16 protein-coding genes are annotated in these 13,554 nt (G+C 71.8%); 9 read left to right on the top strand and 7 right to left on the bottom strand.

The genetic code is table 11. The annotated features are described in order from the left end of the window. The first annotated feature begins 54 nt into the window (after nucleotides 1–54). Both ACWEJ6_RS16525 and ACWEJ6_RS16530 read left to right on the top strand, forming a co-directional pair. Nucleotides 55–483, top strand: coding sequence for a MarR family winged helix-turn-helix transcriptional regulator (locus ACWEJ6_RS16525; protein WP_452424427.1), 429 nt, complete (start codon nucleotides 55–57; stop codon nucleotides 481–483). 48 nt (nucleotides 484–531) lie between these two features. Next, on the top strand, nucleotides 532–1,395 hold the full coding sequence (locus tag ACWEJ6_RS16530; RefSeq protein WP_358294413.1) for an ABC transporter permease subunit: 864 nt from the start codon (nucleotides 532–534) through the stop codon (nucleotides 1,393–1,395). Here the strand turns inward: ACWEJ6_RS16530 and ACWEJ6_RS16535 are convergent. Continuing rightward, the gene (locus ACWEJ6_RS16535; protein WP_452424429.1) at nucleotides 1,392–3,458 is read right to left on the bottom strand and encodes a prolyl oligopeptidase family serine peptidase; all 2,067 of its coding nucleotides are present in this window, start codon (nucleotides 3,456–3,458) and stop codon (nucleotides 1,392–1,394) included. The two genes, ACWEJ6_RS16530 and ACWEJ6_RS16535, sit on opposite strands and share 4 nt — an antisense overlap. 44 nt (nucleotides 3,459–3,502) lie before the next feature. Here ACWEJ6_RS16535 and mshB point away from each other — a divergent pair, with 44 nt between their 5' ends. The 3 genes from mshB to ACWEJ6_RS16550 are packed head-to-tail and all read left to right on the top strand — an operon-like array spanning nucleotide 3,503 to nucleotide 5,375. Continuing rightward, nucleotides 3,503–4,432 carry an N-acetyl-1-D-myo-inositol-2-amino-2-deoxy-alpha-D-glucopyranoside deacetylase gene (gene mshB, locus ACWEJ6_RS16540; protein WP_352325601.1) on the top strand — a complete coding sequence of 310 codons (930 nt, stop codon included), beginning with the start codon at nucleotides 3,503–3,505 and terminating at the stop codon, nucleotides 4,430–4,432. Nucleotides 4,433–4,443: 11 nt separating this feature from the next. Further along, nucleotides 4,444–4,863, top strand: coding sequence for a DUF6113 family protein (locus ACWEJ6_RS16545; RefSeq protein ID WP_358294410.1), 420 nt, complete (start codon nucleotides 4,444–4,446; stop codon nucleotides 4,861–4,863). Nucleotides 4,864–4,880: 17 nt separating this feature from the next. Beyond that, entirely contained in the window at nucleotides 4,881–5,375 is a 495-nt protein-coding gene (locus ACWEJ6_RS16550; protein ID WP_352325598.1) for a flavin reductase family protein, read from the top strand. 8 nt (nucleotides 5,376–5,383) lie between these two features. On the opposite strand, the gene ACWEJ6_RS16555 is transcribed toward ACWEJ6_RS16550, so the two are convergent. Next, nucleotides 5,384–5,995 (bottom strand): TetR/AcrR family transcriptional regulator, encoded by a 612-nt coding sequence (locus ACWEJ6_RS16555; protein WP_452424431.1) that lies wholly within the window; start codon nucleotides 5,993–5,995, stop codon nucleotides 5,384–5,386. Nucleotides 5,996–6,048: 53 nt separating this feature from the next. On the opposite strand from ACWEJ6_RS16555, the gene ACWEJ6_RS16560 reads away from it, so the two are divergent. Then, nucleotides 6,049–6,390, top strand: a complete 342-nt coding sequence (locus ACWEJ6_RS16560; protein WP_452424433.1) for a hypothetical protein — start codon at nucleotides 6,049–6,051, stop codon at nucleotides 6,388–6,390. A gap of 15 nt (nucleotides 6,391–6,405) precedes the next feature. Here ACWEJ6_RS16560 and ACWEJ6_RS16565 read toward each other — a convergent pair whose 3' ends face one another. Next, complete coding sequence (locus ACWEJ6_RS16565) at nucleotides 6,406–6,684, bottom strand: hypothetical protein (protein ID WP_452424435.1); 279 nt, start codon at nucleotides 6,682–6,684, stop codon at nucleotides 6,406–6,408. A 59-nt stretch (nucleotides 6,685–6,743) separates the two neighbouring features. Here ACWEJ6_RS16565 and ACWEJ6_RS16570 point away from each other — a divergent pair, with 59 nt between their 5' ends. Then, nucleotides 6,744–6,998, top strand: a complete 255-nt coding sequence (locus ACWEJ6_RS16570) for a hypothetical protein (protein ID WP_452424437.1) — start codon at nucleotides 6,744–6,746, stop codon at nucleotides 6,996–6,998. Nucleotides 6,999–7,025: 27 nt separating this feature from the next. Here the strand turns inward: ACWEJ6_RS16570 and ACWEJ6_RS16575 are convergent, their stop codons facing one another. Continuing rightward, nucleotides 7,026–7,508 (bottom strand): VOC family protein, encoded by a 483-nt coding sequence (locus ACWEJ6_RS16575; protein WP_452424439.1) that lies wholly within the window; start codon nucleotides 7,506–7,508, stop codon nucleotides 7,026–7,028. 52 nt (nucleotides 7,509–7,560) lie between these two features. Between ACWEJ6_RS16575 and ACWEJ6_RS16580 the strand changes: the two genes are divergently transcribed. After that, the gene (locus ACWEJ6_RS16580) at nucleotides 7,561–8,223 is read left to right on the top strand and encodes a TetR/AcrR family transcriptional regulator (RefSeq protein WP_452424441.1); all 663 of its coding nucleotides are present in this window, start codon (nucleotides 7,561–7,563) and stop codon (nucleotides 8,221–8,223) included. Between the two features lie 199 nt (nucleotides 8,224–8,422). On the opposite strand, the gene ACWEJ6_RS16585 is transcribed toward ACWEJ6_RS16580, so the two are convergent. Continuing rightward, a complete protein-coding gene (locus ACWEJ6_RS16585) occupies nucleotides 8,423–9,409 on the bottom strand; it encodes a hypothetical protein (protein WP_452424443.1) in 987 nt (328 codons plus the stop codon). A 75-nt stretch (nucleotides 9,410–9,484) separates the two neighbouring features. Between ACWEJ6_RS16585 and ACWEJ6_RS16590 the strand changes: the two genes are divergently transcribed. Next, on the top strand, nucleotides 9,485–9,907 hold the full coding sequence (locus tag ACWEJ6_RS16590) for a hypothetical protein (RefSeq protein WP_387677249.1): 423 nt from the start codon (nucleotides 9,485–9,487) through the stop codon (nucleotides 9,905–9,907). Nucleotides 9,908–9,922: 15 nt separating this feature from the next. Here the strand turns inward: ACWEJ6_RS16590 and ACWEJ6_RS16595 are convergent, their stop codons facing one another. Beyond that, entirely contained in the window at nucleotides 9,923–10,774 is an 852-nt protein-coding gene (locus ACWEJ6_RS16595; protein WP_452424445.1) for a hypothetical protein, read from the bottom strand. Nucleotides 10,775–10,998: 224 nt separating this feature from the next. Beyond that, nucleotides 10,999–13,485, bottom strand: a complete 2,487-nt coding sequence (locus ACWEJ6_RS16600; protein WP_452424447.1) for a penicillin acylase family protein — start codon at nucleotides 13,483–13,485, stop codon at nucleotides 10,999–11,001. Between the last annotated feature and the right edge of the window lie 69 nt (nucleotides 13,486–13,554).

Raw genomic sequence — 13,554 nt, forward strand, 5'->3', positions numbered from 1 at the left:
TATAGCCAGAACCTTTCAAGTTGCAAACATCCAAGCTTGAGGTAGTTTTGCGGTATGACAACGTCCGAAGCCGAAGCGCGGGCCGCGGCCGAGCGGAACCTCTGCGGCCTGGTGGGCGCGCTCGCCAGGCAGATCGAGGGGCACGTCAGGGAACGCGCGGCAGCGCTCGACCTCACCACCGCCCAGGCGGTGGCGCTGCGCGAGCTGACCGGCCCGATGACCATGGGCGACCTGGCGGGGCGCATGGGGTGCGAGCCCTCCAACGCCACGTTCGTCATCGACCGGCTGGAGCAGCAGGGGGTGGTGGAGCGCCGCCCCCATCCCAGCGACCGCCGGGCCAAGCTGCTGGTGCTCACCCAGGAGGGCGCCGGCCTGCGGGAGCGCCTGCTGGGCCTGCTGACCGAGGGCTCGCCGCTGGCCGCGCTCACGCCCGACGAGCAGTCCGTGCTCCAGGAACTGCTGGAGCGGGCGGCGCCGCGGTAGCGCCTGCCGGGGTTGCGATGATCGTCCGGCGGTGTCAGCATCGTCGGAGTGAGCACCTGGCAGCGCGCCTGGGAAGGCGTGCTCGGACTCCTCGCCCTGCTGGGCCTGGCACTCGTCCTGATCACTACGGTCAGTGACCGCCTGCTCGACATCCTCGCCCACGCCGGGCAGCTCGGCCTGATCGTCATGGGGTTCGGCCTGTCGCTGCGCACCGGCACGCCCAATCTCGCCGTGGGCGCGGTCGCCGCCGCGAGCGCCGCCTTCGTGGCGTCCACGGCGGGCGCCGGGGTGCCGCTGCCGCTGGCGATGCTGCTCGCGCTCGTGCTCGCCGGGCTCCTGGGGGCCGCCATGAGCGCGTTCACGATGCTGCTGACGGCCCCGGCCTGGGCCGTCACGCTCGGGGTCGCCGTCGTGTGCGAGGCCGTGGCCGTCGCGCTGCTCGGCGACGGGACGATCCCGCTGGAGACCGCCGCGCTCTATCCCGGCCCGCTCGGGTTCGCCGTGTTCGCGGTCGTCTCGATCGCCGGCGGCCTGCTGTGGAACCGGCAGGAGGTGCGCAAGGAACTCGGCGCCGGATGGCCCGGCGCGGTGCTCGGCCTCGCCGGGTCGAGCATGCTCGCCGCCGCGGGCGGCATCGCGCTGCTCCTGCGCCTCGGCGCGGCGCCCCCGGGCGACCAGGGGCTCTACAGCACCGTGTTCGCGCTCGCCGCCGTCCTGCTGGGCGGCACCAGCCCGTACGGCGAGCGCGCCGGCGTGGCGGGCACCGTGCTCGGCGTGCTGATCCTGGCCGTGGCGCAGGGCCTGCTCGCCTACCTCGGCGCCCCCCTGTGGGTGTTCCTGCTGGTCATGGGGCTGGTCGTGCTGATCGGCCTGGGGGCGTCGAGGCTGCTCGACGCCCTGCGCACCGCCTAGCCCAGCGCCTTCTTCAGGAAGTCGACCTGGAGCAGGAGCAGGTTCTCCGCCACGACCTCCTGGGGCGTCATGTGCGTCACGCCCGACAGCGGCAGCACGCTGTGCTGGCGGCCGGCCGCCAGCAGCGCCGAGGACAGGCGCAGCGTGTGGGCGGCCACCACGTTGTCGTCGGCCAGGCCGTGGACGAGGAGCAGCGGGCGTTCGAGCTTGGGCGCGTCGGCGAACAGCGAGGAGTTGTCGTAGACCTCGGGCTGCTCGTCCGGGTGGCCCAGGTAGCGCTCGGTGTAGCAGGTGTCGTACAGCCGCCAGTCGGTCACCGGCGCGCCGGCCACCGCCGCGTGGAAGACGTCGGGACGCCGCAGCACGGCGAGCGCGGCCAGGAAGCCGCCGAACGACCAGCCGCGGATGGCCACCCTCGACAGGTCGAGGTCGTCGGGGTACTGCTCGGCCACGCCCTGCAGGGCGTCGATCTGGTCCTCCAGCGCCGGGGTCGCCAGGTCGCCCAGCACCGCCCGCTCGAACGCCGGACCGCGGCCCGGTGTGCCGCGGCCGTCGGCCACGATCACGGCGAAGCCCTGCTCGGCGAACCACTGGCTCTCCAGGAACGCGCCGCGCCGGTTGAGCACCCGCTGCGCGTGCGGGCCGCCGTACGGGTCCATCAGGACCGGCAGCCGGCCCGAGCCCTGCTCGTACCAGGACGGCAGCACCACGGCCGTGGCCAGCTCCCGCCGGCCCGAACGCCCCAGCGACACCCGCAGATCGAGCCCCGGACGCTCGGCGTACGACGGGATCGGGACCGCCATGCCGTCGCGCCGCACCACCGTGGTCGAGACGCCCTCGGCGTCGAGGCTCTGCTCCGACAACACGCCGACGCCGCCGGACATCCGCCCCGAGAACACCCCGGACCGGGTCGAGACCGGCAGCAGCGAGTGGCCGTCCCAGGTCCACAGGTGGATGTCGGTCGGGTCGCCGCCGCTGGCGCTGAACAACACGCTGTCGTGGTCGACGTCGAGCACCGACCGGACCTGGAGGGTGGGCGGCGTGACCGCGCGGTCGCCGACGAACAGCCGGTGGCCGCCCTCCGACGTGGCCACCCAGACCAGCGAGCCGTCGTCGAGGTGCGCCGGCACGCCGGTCACGATGTCCACCCAGGCCGGGTCGGTGTCCTCGCGGACCAGCGTGGACACGCCGGTCGCCGGATCGACGGAGAACAGCCGCAGCGTCTTCTGGTCGCGCGTCATCGTCACGATCGACAGCGCGTGGTCGTCCCAGGCGGCCGTCGTGAGGTACTCCTCCTCGAACGGCACCGCCACCCGCGAGCCGTCGAGCCCGAGCACGAACAGCTCGGTGCGGGCGTTGGGCGTGCCGGCCGCCGGGTAACGCTGGGCGATGGCCGGGCGGGACGGGTTGGCCGGGTCGGCGATGTACCAGGTGTCGACCGGCTCCTCGTCGGCCCGCTCGACCAGCAGCGCGTCGCCCGACGGCGACCACCAGTAGCCGCGCATCCGGTCCATCTCCTCGGCGGCGATGAACTCGGCCAGGCCGTAGGTGACGGTCGGCGACTCCGGCGTGGCGAGCACCTCGCCGCGCCCCGAGTCGAGGTCCTGGACGTGCAGGGCGCCGCCGGTGACGTAGGCGACCTGCCGCCCGTCGGGGGACAGCCGGGGGTCGATGACCGCGCCCGGCGTCTCCAGCCTGCGGGTCTCGCCGCTCGCCAGCTCGACGACGTAGAGCGCGCCGGACAGGGCGAAGGCCGCCCTGGTCAGCGCGGCGTCGGCGCCGTAGGCCACCACGCCGCCGGCCGCCTCACGGCTGCGCTCGCGCCGCGCGCGCTCCTCCGGCGGCAGGTTCTCGTCGTCGGCGTGGAGGGTGCGGGGATCGACCACCAGGCGTTCGACGTGGGTTTCGGTGTCGAGCTCCCACAGGCAGGTGACCGGGTCGGTGCCGGACCTCGTCCGCAGGAAGACCACTCGTCCGCCGTCGGGGGAGATCGTGAAGCCCCTGGGCACTCCCAGGGTGAACCGGCGGGTCCGTGCCGACAGTCGCGGGAAGCTCTCACTCATGGGCTCAATCCTGCCAGTATCCAGCCATTGTTACGCTCATGACTATGACTGATCGCCGCCTCCTGCTCGTGCACGCCCATCCGGATGACGAGTCGATCGGCACCGGCGCGACCATGGCCAAATACGTCGCGGAAGGCGCCCACGTCACGCTGGTGACCTGCACGCTGGGGGAGGAGGGGGAGGTCATCCCCGCCGACCTCGCCCACCTGGCGGCCGACCGCGACGACCTGCTCGGGCCGTACCGGATCGGGGAGCTGGCGGCGGCCTGCCAGGCGCTCGGCGTCGAGGACCACCGCTTCCTCGGCTCGCCCGGACGCTGGCGAGACTCCGGCATGATGGGCGTGGCCACCAACGACCGCCCCAACGCCTTCTGGCAGGCCGACCTCGACGAGGCGGCCGGCGAGCTGGTGAAGGTCATCCGCGAGGTGCGCCCGCAGGTGCTGGTCACCTACGACGCCAACGGCTTCTACGGCCATCCCGACCACATCCAGGCCCACCGGGTGGCCCGCCGCGCCTTCGAGCTGGCCGCCAAGCCCGACTACGTCCCGGGCGGCCGGCCCGCCCCGCGCCAGGACGAGCCGTGGCAGATCGCGAAGTTCTACCACACGGCCGTGCCCAGGTCCGTCATGCGGCGCACGGCCGAGGCGCTGCCCGGCTCCGGCACCGGCTTCCTCGTGGAGGACGTCGACGACATCCCCTTCGGCAGCCCCGACGAGGACATCACCACCGAGATCGACGCCCGCCCCTGGGTCGGCAACAAGCGGGAGGCCATGCGCGCCCACGCCACCCAGATCACCGTCGACGGCCCCTGGTACGCGCTGTCCAACAACATCGGGCAGGAGGTGCTCGGCGTGGAGCACTTCGTCCTGGCCATCGGCGTGCCCGGCCGGCCGGTGCCCGGGCCGCCGGTCGACGCCGGTGGGCTCGGCGAGCCGCACAACCGCGAGAACGATCTCTTCGCGGGCATCCACTAACCTCGTTCCCCATGGAGCATCGCAGCCAGGCGGAGTCGGCGCTGGGCGGGGCGGCGTACGGCATGCTGTTCGTGCTGGGTGTCGTGCTCGGCGTCGTCGGCGGGTTCACGCACGCGCTCGACCAGCTGGGCGCCGTTCCGTGGGTGGCGATCGGGTGGGTGCTCGCGCTGTTCCTCCTCCCGCTGGGGGCGGCCAGGCTCATGCGGACGAAGCTCGCCGCGTTCGCGGTCGGGCTCGGCTGGCTGCTGGTGACGATGCCGTTCACGCTCGAACTCAGTGCCGGAGATCTGGTGATCTCTCAGGGTGCGGCGGGGTACGTCTACCTGTATGGCGGATTGCTGGCTCTCGTGGTGGCGTTCCTGTGCTCGCCCTCATCCGGTGGGGGTTCGTGGTTGTTGCGGGGATACCCACCTCCAAAGAATCCGACGTAGAGGCATAAAGTAACGTCGTGCATTCCATAGAGCGGCATGTGGACCCGGGAAACTACCGTAAGGTCGTCGGCCGCTTCGCCACGGGAGTCGCGATCGTCACGACCCGGCTCGGCGGTGTGGACCACGCGATGACCGTCAACTCCTTCACGTCGGTGTCGCTCGACCCCCTGCTCGTGCTCTTCTGCGCCGAGAAGGTGGCCCGTTTCCACGACGCCGTGATCGAGGCCGGGGTGTGGGGCGTGTCGGTGCTGCACGCCTCGATGGAGGACGCCTCCCGCTTCTTCGCCCACCGCGGCCGTCCGCTGAACGGGCAACTGGCCCGGTGGGAGCACCATCGCGGGGAGTCGGGGGTGGCCCTGTTCACCGGCGCCCTGGCCACGGTCGAGGTCGCCACGACGGCGGTGTACGACGGCGGCGACCACTCCATCGTGCTCGGCCAGGTGACGGCCCTCGGCACCCCCGCGGACGGCTCGCCGCTGCTCTACCACGACGGCCGCTACAAGAACCTCTGACTCCGCGGCTACGCCTGCCCCGTGCGGCGGTCGTGCCGGTCGAGGGCGGCGACCAGGAGCGCCCGCGCCGACGAGCACATGGTGTCGGCCGCCTGCTGCCGGGTGTATCCGGCGATGTCGGTGAGCCAGACCAGCGACTCGATGCCGGTCGCGGCGCGGATGGCCACCGCCAGGTGGTGCAGGTCCAGGCCGGGGTGGGTGTCGCGGAGCGGGGCGAGGGCGTCCTCGATCCAGCCGACGGCCCGGCCGCCGCGCAGGTGCGGCTGTTCGGCGCCCGGTCGCAGGGACAGGCGCAGCGAGGTGCGCAGCTGTGGTTCCCAGTCGAGGGTGAGCCGGGTGAAGGCGGTCATCACCAGGTCCAGGCGCGCCGCGGGGTCGGCGGGCGGGTCCGGGGGGAGCAGGGAGGTCTGCTCGATCTGCGGGTGCGCGGCGGTCAGCAGGGCGTTCTGGTTGGGGAAGTAGCGGTAGGCGGTGGTGCGCGAGATGCCGGCCGCGGCGGCGGCGTCCTCGACCGTGGGGTCCGTGCCGTCGGCCAGCAGGCGGCGGGCGGCCTCGACCAGGGCGGCGCGGGTGCGGGCCTTCTGCCGGTGACGGCCGGTCTGCTCATATGGTACCGACATGCCCATCATGGTACCGTCGTCCCATGTAGCTGACTCGCCTTGTGAGGTGGTCCATGAGCGCCGATCCCGTGGTCACGAACCCCGGTCTGTACACGGTGATCTTCGAGAACGAACGGGTCAGGGTGCTGCGCTACCGCGACCGGCCCGGCGACTCGACCAGCCCGCACGGCCATCCCGACAGCGTGATGGTCACGCTGTCGTCCTTCAGCCGCCGTCTCACCTCGGGCGCGCGAGAGGTCGAGCTTGACCTGGTGGCGGGGCAGGCGCGATGGGTCGGCGCGCAGGAGCACGCGGGGCGGAACATCGGCGACACCGAGTCGCACGCGATCTTCGTCGAGCTGAAGGAAGAGCCGGGCGGCGTTGCGTCCGAAGCGCCGCTCGGTCCCGCTGTGTGAGGTGACCGGCCGGGTTCAGAACTCGCGGAAGCCCGGGCCCAGGGCGCGTACCGACCAGCCTTCGAGGCTCTGCCACTTGGCCCAGTCGCCGTTGGGCTCGTGCTGCCAGGAGTGCACGGGGCTGCGGCCGTTCGAGGCGATCACGATCGTCTCCAGCCTGCCGTCGTGGTTCTGCCCGACGGTGGGGAAGGTGCCCAGCGGGCGGTGCCAGCCCTCCGTCCGCGAGCGGTTCCCACTGCGACCAGCCGCCCTCGTGCCGCTGCCGGCTGTGCCACAGGCGGGTGTCCTGGCCACGGGCGAAGACCTCCAACCGGCCGTCGGCGTTGCGGCCGGCCGCCGGGTGGTCGACGAGCATGAGGCCGTGCACCGAGGCCCAGTCCGACCAGCCGTTGTCGGGGGCGGTCTGCCAGATGTGCCAGAGCGCGCCGTCGGCGGTGACGGCGAAGACCTCCAGCCGGCCCTCGTCGTTGCGGGCCAGGACGGGGCTGGTGGTCAGCGTCCCGCCGAGCGAGGCCCAGTCGGACCAGGGCCCGTCCGGCCACTTTTGCCAGACGTGGATCAGGGCGTCGTCGGTGCCGCGGGCGAAGACCTCCAGGCGCCCGTCCTAGCTGCGGACCACGGTCATGGCGCGCTCCTCAGGAGGTCTCGGCCGGACGGGTGCCGCTGCTGCGACGCTCCTCGTCCGCGTCGGCCGCGGTGGGGGCGGGCCGCTCGCGCGGGGGCAGCGGCTGCGTGGTGTAGAAGCGGATCTCGTGGCCGTCCGGGTCGTGCAGGCCGGGCAGGATCCAGCCGATGGTCGCCTCGTGCACGCCGGCGTGGCTGTCGCCCAGCGTGGTCAGGTGGGCGGCCAGCTCCTCGATGGCCTGCCTGTCCGGGACGCCGATGGCGAAGTAGTCGAAGCCCGCGGCGGCCTTGGCCCGCTCCGGGTCCAGCCGCAGCGCCAGTACGGGACCGCCGGCCGGATGGGCGAGCGCGTAACCCATCGGCACGCCCTGCTCGACGAACTCGATGTCGATCTCGTACCCGAACCGGGAGCGGTACCAGGCCAGGGAACGCTCCAGGTCGGTGACCGGGAGCTTGAGGTGGTGCACGCCGTCCAGGCGCGGGAGGTGCGACACGGCAATCCCCTCCTTGCAGTTGCACTGCATCGATGCAGTTATACTGCATTTTATGTCGGAGCCCGTCAAGCGTGATCTGCGCGCCGCCCGCATCGCCGCCACCGAGGAGAAGATCCTGGCCGCCGCCACCGAGCTGTTCCTCCGCAACGGCTACGCGGCCACCACCCTGACCGCCGTCGCCCAGTCCGCCCAGGTCGGGGACCGTACCGTCTACCTGCGCTTCGGCACCAAGGCCGCGCTGCTCAAACGCTGCGTCGACGTCGCCTTCGCCGGTGACGGGGCCGCCGTCGACGTCACCGGCCGCGACTGGTACGTCCGCGCCGGCACCGCCCCCACCGCCGAGGAGCGCATCGCCGCCCTGGCCGGGGGCAGCCGCCAGATGGCCGAACGCGCCGGCGACCTGCTGGCCGTCGCCCTGCAGGCCGCTCCCACCGAGCCCGACCTGGCCGCCGCCACCCGGGCCGGACGCGAGGCCACCCGCGCGAACATGCGCGCTTTCTGGGACAAGATGGCCGCCGACGGGCTTCTGGCAGGCGGGCACGATCTCGACTGGCTGACCGACACCACCGCCGTCCTGGTGCACACGGAGACGTACCTGCTGGGGCGGGGGATGCTGAGCTGGGACGCCGACGCCTACGAACGCTGGCTGACCGACACCCTCACCCGCCTGCTGACCCCGACCCCACCACCCCACCCCACAAACGCCCCGCACTGACCCACCCGGGGCGTACCCGGTCACGACCCGGAGGGATGGGAGCGGTGACGCGGCGTCTCGACGGGGTTGGCGGCCTGGTTCAGCGGTGGTGCGGCGTCCCGGATGTGAGAGGGCGGTCGCGGTGGGTTGTGGGGCGGGCGGACATGATTCAGGCCAGGCGCTGGGCCTGGCCTGAATCATGCGTTGTGTCGGTCGGGGGTTACTGAGTGGGGGACTCCGGCGGGGTGGGGGTGTCGGTGGGGGTGCCGGTGTCCGTGGACGTCGGGGTCGGGGTTGGGGTCGGGGTCTCGGAGGGGAGATCCGTGGGCGGCGCGCACGTCGGGATGTCCGTGGGGACGTCGGTCGGGGCGCCGGTGGGGGTGTCGGTCGGGATGTCCGTCGCGGTCGGCGTCGGCGTCGGCGTCGGGGTGGGGGTCGGGGTGTCGCTCGCCGGTGGGGCGGGGGCCTGGGCCGGGGCGTCCGGGACTTCCGGGACGTCCGGGGATTCCGAGACCGAGGGCGACGGCGTGGCGGTCGGCGGTTCGGACGGCGGAAGCGGGGTCGTCGGCGGGGCGGGCTGACAGGTGTACGTCACCGTCTCCGTCGGCCCCGGCACGGTCACCGTCGGGCCGGGCACGGTCACGGTCGGGCCGGGCTGGGTCACCGTGGCGGTCACCGTGGCCTGCTCGGTCACCGTGGACGTCACGGTCGCCGTCGCGCTCGGCGCGGCCGTGGCGGTGGGCGTGGCGGTCGGCGAGACCGTCACGGTGCGGGTCGGCCAGGGGAGCGGCTTGACCTTGACGGCCGGCTTGCCCCGCGCCTTGTACGTGCCCTTGCCCAGCTTCTTCGTGGTCTGCCCGGCCCCGGTGGTGACGGGGAACTGGGCGGTGGCGCTCCTGCAGGACTTGCTCCTGCACACCTTCTGCTTCACGGTGAAGCGGGCCGCTCCGTCGTACTTGACGGACACATTCAAGTACGAGACGCCCTTCTTCTTGACCACCTTCGTCGTGGCGGTGTAATCCCCGACCGTGGGCGTCGCCGTGGGCGTCGCCGTCGGGGTCGCGGCGACGGGTAACGCCACCTGCGCGCCGGAAGGAGAATCGGTGGAACGTAGGGGATCGGTGGCTGATGTCTGGGTGATCGCGACTCCGCCGGCTCCGGCCAGTGCAACAGCGCCGAGCAGCGCGCCCAGGATGGAGAATCTCATAATCCTGCTCTTGTGGGAGATTTCAGGACGCAGATCATTATTCCGACTTGTCAAGATTGGTCAAGACTGAGACGCATGAACAGGCGCTATCGGTTCCGGCGGGCGGTGAACTATGTGAACCTCGCCACCCCGCTCGGCCTCCTCATCTCGATCGTCGGCGGCGCGGCCCGCCGGCCCGGCCCCGACGGGCTCATCCTCGCCTTCGGCTACCGCTACCGCTTTCCCATCGCAGGCGCGTTCACGGTGGGGAACGTCGTCCTGACCAGGCAGGACGACCTCGACGACCGGCTCATCCGGCACGAGGCACGGCACGCCACCCAGTGGGCCTGCTGCGCCGGACTGCCGATGCTCCCGCTCTACCTGCTGGCCATGCTCGTGTCGGTGGTCGTGTGCGGGCATCAGGCGTCGTACAACGTGTTCGAGCGGCTGGCCGACCTGGACGACGGTGGTTACCCGCGCGCGCCCGTGTGGTGGCGGCGGCGACGGCATAACGGCTGACCCATTACCCCGGCCTCAATGCTTCGCCCGGCCGAGGCGGGGGCTGAACCGGCCCAGCGCGATCGCCGCTATGGCCAGGGCCGAGATCGCCCCGGCCGACAACACCGACGCCGTGGACGGCCCCACGACCGCCACCCCCGCCACGGCCAGGCCGGACACCAGCGCGGCCACCGCGACGTACGCCCAGGTGGCCAGGCGTACGGCTCGCAGCCGCGCGCCCTCGGACGGGAGCGTGCGGGACAGCAGCCAGGACAGGGCCGGCAGGAGGAGCACCCCGTGCATGAGCACGGCGTGGGCCGGTTTGAGCGCGGTGGCCACCGTGTAGGCGAGCTGCTGGTTGCCCGTCATCACCGCCACGACACCACGGGCGATCATCACGCCGCCGAAGACCATGGACGCCAGCAGCGTGGCGAAGCCGGCCCGTACGGCCAGACTGGTGTTCGGGGCGACCTCCGGCGCCGGGCGGAAGGCGGCGATCGTCATGGTGATCGCGAGGACGATGAGCGTGATGCCGAACGCGGCCAGCGTGCGGGCGATGGCCGTGTCGAGGGGGGTCTCCATGTTGAAGTGGGACGGCACCCCGCGCCACGCCTGAAGGGTGATCAGCGCCACCTCGACCGTGGAGGCCACCGCGAACGCCCCGAGGACGAACGCGCGGGCACGCAGCCGTAACCACTGGGACACCCAGGTCAGGGTCAGCACGCTCAACCCGAACGACACCCCGAACGTGAACGGCTTGCGCCACGACACGGCCCCCTCCCACGGGCCGCCGGCCACGACGAGCACGCCCAGGTGCGCCAGGCCCACGAGCAGGAGGAAGATCCCGACGGAGTACCAGAGGCGATCGGAGTACCGGAGGCGAGTCATGCGGCCATGCTGACAGCGGCCGGGGGCCCGGCGCGTCGGACCACGGTCTGGCCTTCGACTACAACCACGGTCGTACGCCGGGCGGGTCCGCCCTACCCTCGACCAGACCGTCCTCCAGGGAGGACGCGCCCTCAGAGAGGAATGACGCATCCTCAGAGCGGCCCAGGGGGCAGGGGGCGGCGGGTCAGGAATGAGAGGGAAGGGGGCGGCAGGCGGCGGGAAGGTCAGGGCGTCAGGGTGAGGGTGTGGATGGCGGCGTTCTTCACCGACTCGGGCTTGGAGTACATCGGGAGCAGATCGCCCCGCGCCCACGCCTCGGCCTGGTCCCAGTAGTTGTCGTGGAAGGCGTGCCCCGAGGCGCCCGTCAGGTTGATCCAGCGGGATTTGTCCAGGTCCGCCAGGTCGACGACCATGCGCATCGACGGCACCGCCGTGACCCCGTACCCCTTCTGCACGTTCCACCCGGTCGCGTTCACCGCGTCCTTGTTGCCGGGCACGGCGAACGGGCCGCGGTTGAACAGCGCCTCCACCGGCGCGAGGCCCGACGTGCCGAGCGTGCCGTTGACCAGTTCGAGCTGGTGCAGGTCGCCCCACTTCCAGGACCTGACGTCGGTGCCGAACAGCTCCGACAGCTCGTGGTAGGCCGAGGCCATCGCCTGCCGCAGCATGTCGTCGCGGGTCTCGGTGAGGTTCTTGGTGGTCACGTCGTCCCAGAAGGGGTCGTCGGGGGCGGTGAGCAGGTTGGCGACCACGTCGTACCAGCGGTCGCCGCCGCCGGGCCACACCTGCTCGGGCAGGTCGTCGTCGAACGTGAGCATGAGCAGGTGCCGCCACACCGCGTTGTAGTAGGCGGCGGGGGCGGAGCCGAGCCCCTGGGAGTGGTCCCACGTGCGCAGCAGCTCGCGGGCCTGGCGGGCGGGCCCGGCCAGGTCCACCCGCAGCAGCGCGGGCACCAGCGTTTCGGCGAACTCGTTGGAGGTGTCCTGCTGGATGTCCGACATCGTCCCGGCGTCGATCTTGCCCTTGGCGATCGCGGACTCGATGAGCTCGCGGATGCGCTGGGAGCGGTAGCCGTAGGACCAGTCCTTGGTCAGCAGCGGCTGGTAGCGGCGGGGGTCGATGACGGCGTTGTTCGCCGTGACGACGAACCCCTCGGCCGGGTCCTCCACCGTGGGCAGCTGGTCGTAGGGGATGGGCGCGGCCTTCCAGTCGTACTCGCCGGTCCAGCCGGGCACCGGCCAGGCGCCGTCGCCCTTCTCCCGTACGGGGATGCGCCCGGGCGCCTGGTAGCCGATCTTGCCGCTGGTGTCGGCGTAGATCAGGTTCTGGGACGGCACCTCGAACAGCGCCGCCGCCGAGCGGAACTCGGGCCAGTCGCCCGCCTTGTTGAGCGCGAAGATGGCGTCCACGGTCCTGCCGGGGGTGAGGGCGGTCCATTGCAGGGCCACGGCGTTCGCCTCGCCGCTCGGCCGGGCGTCCGCCATCACCTCGTTGATCAGCGGGCCGTGCCGGGTGCTCTTCACGGTGATCGTGACGGGGGCGCCGCCGGCGACCTTGATCTGCTCCTGCCGCGTCTCCAGCTTGACCTGCTCGCCCTTGTACAGGTACGTGTCGCCGTCCACCTTCTCCAGGAAGAGGTCGGCCACGTCCGGCCCGAGGTTCGTGAACCCCCACGCGATCTTGTCGTTGTGCCCGATGATCACGCCGGGCACGCCGGAGAAGGTGAACCCCGTGACGTCGTAAGGGCACTGCTCGGACAGCTTCCTGCAGTGCAGCCCGGCCTGGTACCAGACGGACGGCATCTGCGGGGACAGGTGCGGGTCGTTGGCCAGCAGCGGCTTGCCGCTGGTGGTGTGCGCGCCGGAGACCACCCACGAGTTGGAGCCGATGCCCTCGCGCTCCTCGCTGCTCATCGTGCTCGGCACGGCGTCGAGCGTCGCGGCGGCCTGGGAGAGCGCCCGCACACCGCCGATCCGCGGCTCGGCCTGCTGGTCGTAGCGGCCCTGGGAGAGCGCGCCCTCGCCGACGATCGGGGAGTGGCGGTCGTACGGGTAGCCGGGGTAGAGCTGCTCGACGCGCTCCTTGGGCAGCTTGGTCAGCGCCAGGGCGCGGTCGATCTCGTCCTCCATGTTGGAGCGCAGGTCCCACGCCATGGCCTTCAGCCAGGCGACGGAGTCGACCGCGGTCCACCGCTCCGGCCGGTACTCGCCGTTCTGCAGCTTGAGCACCGAGTATTCGAGGCTGCGGTCGGAGGCGTTGGGGTTGGCGTCCAGCCAGGCGTTCACGCCCTTGGCGTACGCGGCCAGGAAGTCCTGGGTCTGCCGGTCGAGGGCGGGCAGCTCCTGCTCGGCCACCCGGCGCCAGCCCATGGTCCGCAGCGCCTTGTCGTTGCCGAGCGTGGCCTTGCCGAACAGCTCGGAGAGCCGTCCGGCGGTGGTGTGGCGGCGGAAGTCCATCTCGAAGAACCGGTCCTGGGCGTGGACGAAGCCCTGCGCCATGAACAGGTCGGCCGCAGTGTCGGCATAGATATGCGGAATCCCCGATTTATCGCGATAAATCTCGACCTTCCCGGCCAGACCGGGCAGTCGCAGCGTCCCGTCCACCTGCGGGAACGACTTCCGCACCGTGTACACCAGGACCCCGGCCAGCACGAGCGCCAGCACGAGAAGCACGGTCAACACCCGGGCGAACCACCGGAAAGGCCACGGCATCCACGCAAAGGGTCTCACCGATACCTCCATCTTGCCGAACTGGAACAAGTCTGGCAGTACCGGCTCACT

Source organism: Nonomuraea sp. NPDC004702 (assembly GCF_053601695.1).

Coding starts and splice junctions, on each gene's coding strand:
- ACWEJ6_RS16600 (WP_452424447.1), bottom strand. CDS start 13,485: ATGCCGTGGCCTTTCCGGTGGTTCGCCCGGGTGTTGACCGTGCTTCTC.
- ACWEJ6_RS16585 (WP_452424443.1), bottom strand. CDS start 9,409: ATGAGATTCTCCATCCTGGGCGCGCTGCTCGGCGCTGTTGCACTGGCC.
- ACWEJ6_RS16560 (WP_452424433.1), top strand. CDS start 6,049: ATGAGCGCCGATCCCGTGGTCACGAACCCCGGTCTGTACACGGTGATC.
- ACWEJ6_RS16525 (WP_452424427.1), top strand. CDS start 55: ATGACAACGTCCGAAGCCGAAGCGCGGGCCGCGGCCGAGCGGAACCTC.
- ACWEJ6_RS16545 (WP_358294410.1), top strand. CDS start 4,444: ATGGAGCATCGCAGCCAGGCGGAGTCGGCGCTGGGCGGGGCGGCGTAC.
- ACWEJ6_RS16535 (WP_452424429.1), bottom strand. CDS start 3,458: ATGAGTGAGAGCTTCCCGCGACTGTCGGCACGGACCCGCCGGTTCACC.
- ACWEJ6_RS16590 (WP_387677249.1), top strand. CDS start 9,485: ATGAACAGGCGCTATCGGTTCCGGCGGGCGGTGAACTATGTGAACCTC.
- ACWEJ6_RS16555 (WP_452424431.1), bottom strand. CDS start 5,995: ATGTCGGTACCATATGAGCAGACCGGCCGTCACCGGCAGAAGGCCCGC.
- ACWEJ6_RS16580 (WP_452424441.1), top strand. CDS start 7,561: ATGTCGGAGCCCGTCAAGCGTGATCTGCGCGCCGCCCGCATCGCCGCC.
- ACWEJ6_RS16570 (WP_452424437.1), top strand. CDS start 6,744: ATGAGGCCGTGCACCGAGGCCCAGTCCGACCAGCCGTTGTCGGGGGCG.
- ACWEJ6_RS16595 (WP_452424445.1), bottom strand. CDS start 10,774: ATGACTCGCCTCCGGTACTCCGATCGCCTCTGGTACTCCGTCGGGATC.
- mshB (WP_352325601.1), top strand. CDS start 3,503: ATGACTGATCGCCGCCTCCTGCTCGTGCACGCCCATCCGGATGACGAG.